This window comes from Mesorhizobium sp. M1A.F.Ca.IN.022.07.1.1 (assembly GCF_003997575.1).
GTDB lineage: Bacteria > Pseudomonadota > Alphaproteobacteria > Rhizobiales > Rhizobiaceae > Mesorhizobium.
Window position 1 is genome coordinate 1 of sequence record NZ_RZST01000302.1, and the last position, 7,229, is coordinate 7,229.

Sequence of the window (7,229 nt, forward strand, 5' to 3'; positions counted from 1 at the left end):
GTAATAGGCCTCGAGGCTCGCCGGCAGGTCGGTGTGGAAGACATAGGCGACGTCCGGCTTGTCGATGCCCATGCCGAAGGCGATGGTCGCCACGATGACCACGCCGGACAGCGTCATGAAAGCGTTTTGGTTCGCGTCCCGCGCCTCCTTGCTCATGCCGGCATGGTAAGCGAGCGCGGTGACGCCGTTCTTTTCGAGGAAGGCCGCCATCTCCTCTGTCTTCCTGCGCGACAGGCAATAAACGATGCCGCTCTGTCCCGCATGGCGTTCGACGAAACGCAGCAGCTGGCGCTTGCTGTCCTGCTTCGGCTCGATGGCAAGCTTGATGTTCGGCCGGTCGAAGCCCAGCACCAGCGTGTCGACACGCTCGGCAAACAGCCGCGCCGAAATGTCGGTGCGCGTCGTTTCGTCCGCGGTCGCGGTCAGCGCGATCATCGGCACTTTCGGAAAGAGGTCCCGCAGCCGCGCAAGGTCCTCATATTCGCGCCGAAAGGCTGGCCCCCATTGCGAGATGCAATGCGCCTCGTCGACGGCGATCAGCCGGATGTCGAGCCTGGCCAACGCGTCGAGCATCCGCTCGGTCATCAGCCGCTCCGGCGCCAGATAGAGCAGACGCGTCTGGCCCGAGGCGACGCGGCGCCACGCCGCGACATTGGCATCGCGATCGAGCGAGGAGTTGATCGTATCGGCGGCGACGCCGGCGAGCCGCAGCGCCGCGACCTGGTCCTGCATCAGCGCCACCAGCGGCGAGACGACGATGGTGAGCCCGCCAAGGACCAGCGCCGGAACCTGGTAGCAGAGCGACTTGCCGGCGCCGGTCGGCATGACCGCCAGCACGTGGCGGCCGCACAGCAGCGCCTCTATCACCTCGGCCTGACCGGGTCGAAAATCGTCGAAGCCGAACACGTCCTTCAGCACGCGCCGCTTCGGATCGCGCCCCTCCGCCGCAATGCCCGCCACCGATGCCCGCCCCGCCATCGCGTTTTGCATTTGAGAGTGATTCCCGGTTTCGGCTGAGGTCACGTTCTTAAGGCGCGGATCGCCCGAACGCCATCGCAACCCGTGCTGTCCGCCGTTTTTGCCTGCCGGCGCCGCCGTCTCTGCCGGAGGTGTCGGCTCCTCCCTGCGCCGCAACCCGGCGATACCGAGATGGCAGGGCAAGGCGGTCGGCAGTGTCCACTGAGCCGAGGTTAGCAAAGGCAGGGCGCGTTAGACTCCAAGCCGGCTCCATAGATCCGCAATCAATTTTCGCAGCCCGGCAGCCCGGGGTTCCCCCGGTCGGATTTCGGCCAGCGCGATGCCGCTCTCGCCCGCAATGGCATAGAGCAGCCAGGTCCGGCCATCCTCCTCGAAAATGGCCGGATCGCGCAGCCCGTTCTCCTTGCTTCTTGCCACGCCCGCCTTGCTGCGGCGAACCGGCAGGCCGGCGCCCTCGTAGTCGGTGCCGGGTCTCAGCAATTCGGTCCTGCCGCGCACGACCCAGCGCCGCCAGTCCTTGGAAAGGTCGATGCTGCCGTAAATCACGCGCTCCGGCGCGTCGCCCTTGCGCGTATAATAGACAATCAGCGAATCCCCGTTCTTCTGCACCGCCACATGCCGCGGCCGAACCCGGCTCGAGCCCGGCAGCACGACCGGCCCTTCCTCGAAACCGGAAAGACCATCGATAGATCGGCGAAGCCTGATACTGCCGGTGCCGAAAAGCCCATACCACCAGCCGTCATGCCGAAAGATCCGCGCATAGAACGGCCCTAGCGCCTGGGGACTGGGGTTGAAGCAAAGGCCGTCGACCGATGTCGCCGCAAAGGTCGTCTGCTCGCGGCCATGTCGCTCGGGGCCGTGAAAATACATGACGATGCGTCGGGTCTGCTCGTCGACATGCACGTCGGGAGAGGCGATGTGATCCCTCAGAAAAGGACATTCGCCAAGCGAAAGCACGCCGCCCGGGTGAACGCTCCAAGGACCCTGCAGCGTATCTGAATAGGCTAGGCGGATGTAGGTGCCGTTGTGATGCGCGAAATAGAGGTGATACGTTGCGAGCCGGCCGGTCGCCCACGCCGGCATCCTCACCAGCGATGGGCCGTTTATGCTGGCTCCCTCATCGCCCGGCAGCATATCGGGCGTAATCAACGGTCCTCGCCGTTCGGCTGAAAGGCCGAGCATCGACGTCATGCGTTTGCCCACTCCGGCATGTCATAGCCGAACTCGTCACAGAACCCTCTCAGCCGGGCGAGGAAGGCGGCGGGCAGGGCTTTGAGATAGGCAAGGTATTCCTCGTTCCGTTCCCACTTCTTGAGCGATGTTGCCCGTATCGGGTTGCCGGCATCCTCGCTGAAGCGGATACGCGGCCTGAGGTCGAATGCTCGCGCGATCCTCTCCTGGACCTCGTCCGGCCGAGCGATCATGTCCTCGTAACGGACATAGACGATCGCGCGCTCCGGCTGCGCCTTTCTCAGCCGCAGCAAGGCCTCGTACTCGGCCAGCCAGCGTTCGGAGGTGACATGGAACCGGCGCTCCGCCCTGCTTTCCGGATGCGAGCTGGTGAGCATGTCGAAAGGATGGCGAACGCAATAGATCAGGCCAATGGCGGCGGGCAATTTCGCCAGATGCATATGACCCCGATCCGTGCGCTTGACGACAAGGTTGGATTCGGAGCGGTCCAACATATCCAGCTGGGTGTATTTCGCTTCGGCTCGATGGACGAAGGTGTCCTCGAAACACCCCATCAGGCGCTGGGTCAGCGTCGTGCCGCTGCGCGCGCAACCGGCAATGAATATCTTCTTGTAAGGCGCCGAGCGTCCAGCAAACCAAAGCCGCCACAGCCGCTTCACATCCAGCGCCAAGCGCCGAACCTCTCTGATCGGCCGCCTTATGGCCTTGCGCAAAAAGGCTTCTGATTTTCGTGCGACGTCCATTTCCGACTTCCGCTCCCGCCGGCTTAGTTCATCCGTTGCCAAAGCTGCGGCGCGCCGTCTCTTTGGCCGATATGCCGGCAGAGTGCCAGTCCTCTTCGTTAAACCTATCTTCACCATGTTGCGGCACCGTTGTCGTCCTGCGGCAATGTTTGAGTACCGCGGCGGCGCCACCTGCGCCCAGGCAACAAACCCGCGCCTCACGGCGCGGGTTTTTCTTTGGCAACAGGAATATCGCTATAGGAAGTCGGCCCGATAAGGCGCAAAACTGTCGACCAGCCGCCCCGCTTCCAGCGCCCTGACGCCGTGCACCAGGTTGGACGGCACGATGAAGCTGCTTCCCGCTGCCAGGATCTCTGACTTGTCGTCGATGGTGACTTCGAAGCGGCCTTCGGCGACATAGCTTGCCTGGACGTGCGGATGCGAATGCAGCGCGCCGAGGCCGCCCTTGTCAAAGGCGAATTCGACCATCATCAGTTCGGCCGTGTGCACCAGCACGCGCCGTCTGTTGCCGTCGGGCGTCGGCTCCCAGGCTTTTTCGCCGGCATGTGAAAAGAGAGGCGTCATCGCTTAACTTCCGTTCGAATTGGCAGAATGGTCACCGCGCCAGCCAGCCGCCGTCCACCGGCATCACCGCGCCATGCATGTAGTCCGACGCGGGCGCGAGCAGGAAAACGGCCGCGTCGCCGATGTCGTCCGGCCGGCCCCAGCGCCCCGCGGGAATGCGTCCGAGGATGGCGGCGCTGCGGTCGGGGTCGGCGCGCAAGGCTTCGGTGTTGTTGGTTTCGATATAGCCCGGCGCGATGCCGTTGACGTTTATGCCTTTCGCCGCCCATTCGCAGGCGAGCAGCCTCGTGAGGCCAAGCACACCATGTTTCGAAGCGGTGTAGGAGGCGACGCGGATGCCGCCCTGGAAGCTCAGCACCGAGCCTATATTGACGATCTTGCCGCGCCGCCCGGGCTCGGCCAGCACGCGTCTGGCAAAACTCTGGCAAAGCCGGAAGACCGTCTTCAAATTGATGTCCATCACCTCGTCCCAGTCGGCTTCGGTCAGATCGACCGCGTCGGCGCGCCGTATGATGCCGGCATTGTTGACCAAGCCGTCGAGCGGTCCCTTCTCGTCCCATATCCGGTCGAGCATGACGGCAGCCGCGGCAGGATCGCCGAGATCGGCGGCCACGGTTTCGAACTGGCCACCAATGGCCGCGATCTTCTCCGCGGTTTCATCCATCGCCGAGCGCCCGACGCCGATGACGGCGCCGCCGGCGCGCGCGACCGACACGGCAATGCCTTGGCCGATGCCGGTGTTGGCGCCGGTGACGAGGATGCGTTTTCCCGCAAGGCTGAAGGCGAAAAGATCGCTCACTTGAGCTGGTCCATCGTCACCTGGTCGACCTCGGTATAGTCGACATTGTCGCCGGCCGTGGCCCAGTTGAAAGCGCCGGTGTGTGTCTGGTCCATCTCTACCTTGCTCGAATGATTATCCGGTCGACGCAGCCGCCACGGACTTTGCGTAATAGGCCTGCCGCGCCTGCAGGCGCTCGCGGTAGCGCTGCTGGCTCGAGGTGAGATGTGCCCGCATCGCCTCGCGCGCGGCTTCGGCGTCGCCCGCCGAAATCTCATTGAGGATCACCAGATGCTCCCGTTGCAGGCCACGCTGGTACTCGTCGGCCTGGACGAGCTCGGCCGACCAGGGCGAGGTTACGTCGCAGGGAATGGCGCGGCGGCCGAGCACGTCGAGCATCTCGACATAGAACGGGTTATTTGTGGCGCTGGCGATTGCCCTATGGAAGGCGAGATCCGCCGGACCGGTCGGCTGACTGGCGAGCAGGAGCCGCTCGAACTCGAAGAAAGCCTCTTGGATTGCCGCCTCTTGCGCCGCGTTGCGGCGGATGGCGGCAAGGCCGGCCGATTCGATCTCGATCGCCAGCCGGACCTCGAGCACGTTGAGCGCGATCGAATCCTTGGCGCCCATATCGGCGGCTAAAACGCCGAGCGTGGTGGAGATGTGTTCCGTTACGAAGACGCCGGCGCCCTGCCGCGCCTCGACGAGACCGTCGGCGGCAAGCTTTGCCAGCGCCTCGCGAATGACGGTGCGGCTGACGCCGAAGGTTTCCGTGAGCTGCCCCTCGGTCGGCAGCTTGTGCCCGGGCGGGATCTCGCCCGCCAACAGCTGCTTGCGGATCGCCGCGACCACCGTTTCCGACAGCTTCGGCTTCCGTTCGACCCTGAGATCCGTCGTGGGCCCGGCCACCGTCGCACTCCCCTATCTGAACGCCCTATTTGAGGACGCCTACTTGAAGACACTTGGCAACCACAGCGAGATCGCGGGAATATACGTCACCAGCGCCAGAACCACGATACCCGCGCCGTAGAATGACCAGATCGAGCGCATCGCTTCCCAGACCGTGATCTTGCCGACCATGTTCGACGAAGACGTCCGATTGGATGATGCGGAACTTCATGCCTCTCAAATCCTGGCGACCGGCTCAGAGCCGGTACGCCTTCTTGGCAAGCGTGTAGGCAAGCTCGCGCGCCAGCTCATACGCTTCCTCCTCGCGAAGCCGATGTTCGGCGACGAGCCGCGCCAGGAAGGCGCAGTCGACACGCCGCGCGACGTCGTGGCGCGCCGGGATCGATGGAAAGGCGCGCGTGTCGTCGTTGAAGCCGACCGTATTGTAGAAGCCCGCCGTCTCGGTGGTCATCTCGCGGAAGCGGCGCATGCCTTCCGGGCCGTCGTGGAACCACCAGGCCGGCCCAAGCTTCAGCGCCGGATAGACGCCGGCGAGCGGCGCCAACTCGCGCCCATAGCTCGTCTCGTCGAGCGTGAACAGGATGATCGTCAGGTCTCGCTCCAGCCCGACGCAGTCGAGCAGCGGCTTCAGCGCCGTCACATAATCGGTCCGGGTCGGGATATCGAAGCCCTTGTCTCGGCCGAATTTCTGGAAAACAGCCGGCGAATGATTGCGCCACGACCCGGGATGGATCTGCATCACCAGCCCGTCGTCGCGGCTCATCTTGGCCATCTCGGTCAGCATCTGGGCACGAAACAGTTTTCGCTCGCGCTCGTCCTCCGAGCCGCGGCGGATGCTGTCGAACAGCTCCTGCGCCGCGGTGTCGGAAAGATTGGCGGTGTCGGCGGTCGGATGGCCGTGATCGGACGAGGTGGCGCCGAATTCCTTGAAATAGGCGCGGCGTTTTCGGTGCGCCTCGAGATAGCCGGCCCATGTGCCGGTGTCGCATCCGGTGATTTCGCCCAGGCGATCGAGATTGGCCAGGAAACCTTCGAAGTCGGGATCGACCACGGCGTCCGGCCGATAGGCGGTAACGACACGGCCCTGCCAACCGCTGTCACGGATCATGCGATGCCATTTGAGATCGTCGAGCGCGCCTTCGGTGGTGGCGATCACCTCGATGTTGAACCGCTCGAACAGCGCCCGCGGCCGATAGTCGACGCGCTGAAGCAGCGCCGCGATCGTGTCATAGCACCGATCAGCGGTGCTGGCGTTGAGCGGTTCGTCGATGCCGAACAGATGCTCGAACACATGGTCGAGCCAGAGCCGGGTCGGCGTGCCGCGGAAGAGATAGTAATGCTCGGCAAAGCGCCGCCAGATCGTTCGGCCGTCGGTCTCGACCGGCGCACCGTCGAGCGTCGGCACGCCGAGCTCTTCCAACCGAACGCCCTGGCTGAACAGCATGCGGAAGATGTAGTGGTCCGGCACGATCAGGAGCTGCGCCGGGTCGGGAAAGGGTTTGTTGAGCGCATACCAGCGCGGGTCCGTGTGGCCATGCGGGCTGACGATCGGCAGGTCCTTGACCCCTGCATGAAGGGCGCGAGCCAGCGTTCGCGTTTCCGGCGCGAACAGCAGGTCCGGATCAGTCAATGCAGCCACTTCGCTCCTCCCAGGCTAACCCATTGGTAGAGTGACAAAGAGTAATGTCAACATACAAAAACCAGCTGGTTGTATGATGACTTTTGCATAAAGCCCGGCCATTGTACGGGGCAGCGGCGGGTGCTACGCCGCTGCCGCCATTCCTGCCAGGCTCGACGCGCCGATCGGAGACTTCAAACCAATGAACAGCCGACTGTCGAACGCCACGATCGCGCAGCTGCCGGGCGCAATCGCCATACCCCGCTACGATCGCGGCGCCGTGACGCCCGGCATCGTCCATCTCGGCGTCGGCGCCTTCCATCGCGCTCATCAGGCGGCCTATGTCGACGCCTGCCTGGCGGATGGCGATACGGGTTGGGGCATCATTGGCGTCTCGCTGCGCAGTCCCGATACACGCGATGCGCTGTCGCCGCAGGACGGTCTCTAC

The 7,229-nt window shown here is 64.2% G+C and carries 8 protein-coding genes and 1 pseudogene; 1 reads left to right on the plus strand and 8 read right to left on the minus strand.

Features of this window, described 5'->3' with window-relative positions:
• From EOA75_RS25690 to uxaC, 8 genes are all read right to left on the minus strand, one after another.
• The coding region (locus EOA75_RS25690; RefSeq protein ID WP_245466735.1) for an ATP-dependent DNA helicase RecQ at positions 1 to 990 on the minus strand (990 nt) is incomplete at its 3' end.
• 219 nt (positions 991 to 1,209) lie between these two features.
• Positions 1,210 to 2,169 carry a hypothetical protein gene (locus EOA75_RS25695; RefSeq protein ID WP_067324979.1) on the minus strand — a complete coding sequence of 320 codons (960 nt, stop codon included), beginning with the start codon at positions 2,167 to 2,169 and terminating at the stop codon, positions 1,210 to 1,212.
• Positions 2,166 to 2,912, minus strand: a complete 747-nt coding sequence (locus tag EOA75_RS25700; protein ID WP_127325467.1) for a sulfotransferase — start codon at positions 2,910 to 2,912, stop codon at positions 2,166 to 2,168. The genes EOA75_RS25695 and EOA75_RS25700 overlap by 4 nt, the downstream gene beginning before the upstream one ends.
• A gap of 234 nt (positions 2,913 to 3,146) precedes the next feature.
• Positions 3,147 to 3,476: a cupin domain-containing protein gene (locus tag EOA75_RS25705; protein ID WP_127214120.1), complete on the minus strand. Its 330-nt coding sequence runs from the start codon at positions 3,474 to 3,476 to the stop codon at positions 3,147 to 3,149.
• A gap of 31 nt (positions 3,477 to 3,507) precedes the next feature.
• The gene (kduD, locus tag EOA75_RS25710) at positions 3,508 to 4,275 is read right to left on the minus strand and encodes a 2-dehydro-3-deoxy-D-gluconate 5-dehydrogenase KduD (protein WP_127325468.1); all 768 of its coding nucleotides are present in this window, start codon (positions 4,273 to 4,275) and stop codon (positions 3,508 to 3,510) included.
• A 114-nt stretch (positions 4,276 to 4,389) separates the two neighbouring features.
• Positions 4,390 to 5,163: a FadR/GntR family transcriptional regulator gene (locus EOA75_RS25715; protein WP_127325469.1), complete on the minus strand. Its 774-nt coding sequence runs from the start codon at positions 5,161 to 5,163 to the stop codon at positions 4,390 to 4,392.
• A 39-nt stretch (positions 5,164 to 5,202) separates the two neighbouring features.
• Positions 5,203 to 5,334: a hypothetical protein gene (locus EOA75_RS35645; RefSeq protein ID WP_278121659.1), complete on the minus strand. Its 132-nt coding sequence runs from the start codon at positions 5,332 to 5,334 to the stop codon at positions 5,203 to 5,205.
• Between the two features lie 64 nt (positions 5,335 to 5,398).
• On the minus strand, positions 5,399 to 6,802 hold the full coding sequence (gene uxaC, locus EOA75_RS25720) for a glucuronate isomerase (RefSeq protein WP_127325470.1): 1,404 nt from the start codon (positions 6,800 to 6,802) through the stop codon (positions 5,399 to 5,401).
• A gap of 181 nt (positions 6,803 to 6,983) precedes the next feature.
• Here uxaC and EOA75_RS25725 point away from each other — a divergent pair.
• Positions 6,984 to 7,229 (plus strand): annotated as a pseudogene (locus EOA75_RS25725) (mannitol dehydrogenase family protein); the annotation flags it as partial.

What these genes read in the sequence shown, in the direction of transcription:
- EOA75_RS25705 (WP_127214120.1), bottom strand. Translation starts at nt 3,476, where the DNA reads ATGACGCCTCTCTTTTCACATGCCGGCGAAAAAGCCTGGGAGCCGACG.
- EOA75_RS35645 (WP_278121659.1), bottom strand. Translation starts at nt 5,334, where the DNA reads ATGGTCGGCAAGATCACGGTCTGGGAAGCGATGCGCTCGATCTGGTCA.
- EOA75_RS25700 (WP_127325467.1), bottom strand. Translation starts at nt 2,912, where the DNA reads ATGGACGTCGCACGAAAATCAGAAGCCTTTTTGCGCAAGGCCATAAGG.
- EOA75_RS25695 (WP_067324979.1), bottom strand. Translation starts at nt 2,169, where the DNA reads ATGACGTCGATGCTCGGCCTTTCAGCCGAACGGCGAGGACCGTTGATT.